The organism is Cellulomonas septica (assembly GCF_012396155.1).
Taxonomy (GTDB): Bacteria; Actinomycetota; Actinomycetes; order Actinomycetales; family Cellulomonadaceae; genus Cellulomonas; species Cellulomonas septica.
Map to the genome: position 1 here is coordinate 1 of NZ_JAAXOY010000854.1, position 1240 is coordinate 1240.

General features: G+C 77.1%; 2 protein-coding genes. Both read left to right on the forward strand.

Annotated elements, in window-relative coordinates:
* Positions 1–433: FHA domain-containing protein (locus tag HGA02_RS19790; protein WP_210728849.1), on the forward strand; the 433-nt coding region annotated here is incomplete at its 5' end.
* The coding region (locus HGA02_RS19795) for a DUF6177 family protein (RefSeq protein ID WP_210728850.1) at positions 430–1240 on the forward strand (811 nt) is incomplete at its 3' end. The genes HGA02_RS19790 and HGA02_RS19795, both read left to right, overlap by 4 nt.

Sequence of the window (1240 nt, forward strand, 5' to 3'; positions counted from 1 at the left end):
CGACGGTCCCGCGGGCCCGTCCGGGTCGACGGCGCCCCTGTCGGGGGCCGTGCCGGTGGTCGGAGCGGGCGGTGCGGCAGGCCGACCCACGGGTGGGGCGCACGGGATCGTGCTCGTCGCCGACGACGGCGAGCGGCTGCTCGTCACCGGGCTCACGCTGATCGGGCGCAACCCCGAGCCGCGTCCCGGCGAGGTCGTCGCCGGGCTGGTCCCGATGATCGACATGACCCGGTCGGTGTCGAAGACGCACGCGTCGGTCCGCTGGGACGGCGCGACGCTGTGGGTCGCCGACCGCGGGTCCACGAACGGCACGGCGCTGGTGCGTCCGGGTGCGCAGCCGATGCGGCTCGGCACGGCGACGGAGGAAGAGGCCCCGGTGGGCTCCCAGCTGCGGCTCGGGGAGCGCGTGTTCCGCGTGGAGGCGACGGCATGACGGTTCCGCACCCGGCGCTGGACGCGCGCGCGGGCGAGGTCCTGGTGACCGAGACGCGCGCCGAGGTCGCGTACCTCAGCGAGACGCGCGCCGACCTGCTGGTGCGTGCGCGCACCGACGGGCGGCGGGTCGCGCTCGTGAGCGACGAGGTGACGCGGCTGTCGTACCCGATGCGCGAGGCGCTGCGGGACTCGGGCGGCGCGTGGGTCGTGCGCGGGATCGACGGCACGCTGCGCGACGGGTCCGACGGGCGGCGGCTGTCGTCGGTCGGCGAGATCGCGACGCGCGGGCCGATCACGGCCGCCGAGGACGTCGCCGTGCGGTTCCTGCGCCCGGTCGCCCCCCAGTCGGTCCAGCTCGTCGTGTCGCAGGCCGTGCGGCACCGCGCGACGGTCGACACGCAGCTCGGCGGCACCGCGGAGCTGTTCGCCGAGGACCTGACGGGTGCGGCCCCGAGCGGCTGGGGTGCGCACGAGCCCGCGGTCGTCGCGTGGGACCGTGCGCGGCTGACGGAGCTCGCGCGGAACCGGATGCCGGAGGAGACGACGGTCGTCGTCGCCGGCACGCCCGAGCGGCCGCTGGTCGGCACCATCCGCACGACCCGCACCGAGCACGGCCTGGAGGAGACGACGCAGCTCGTCGTCGGCGTCGGCGCACCGGGCAGCCCGCAGGCGCGCGCCGCGATCGACGCGCTCCCCGGCACGTTCGAGCGGCTCGCGACGCGCAGCATGCCGCTGTTCGGCCTCGTCATGGGTCGGCAGGGCCGCCGCGACCTCACGTTCCCGTCCGTCCTCGAGGCGCCGCCCG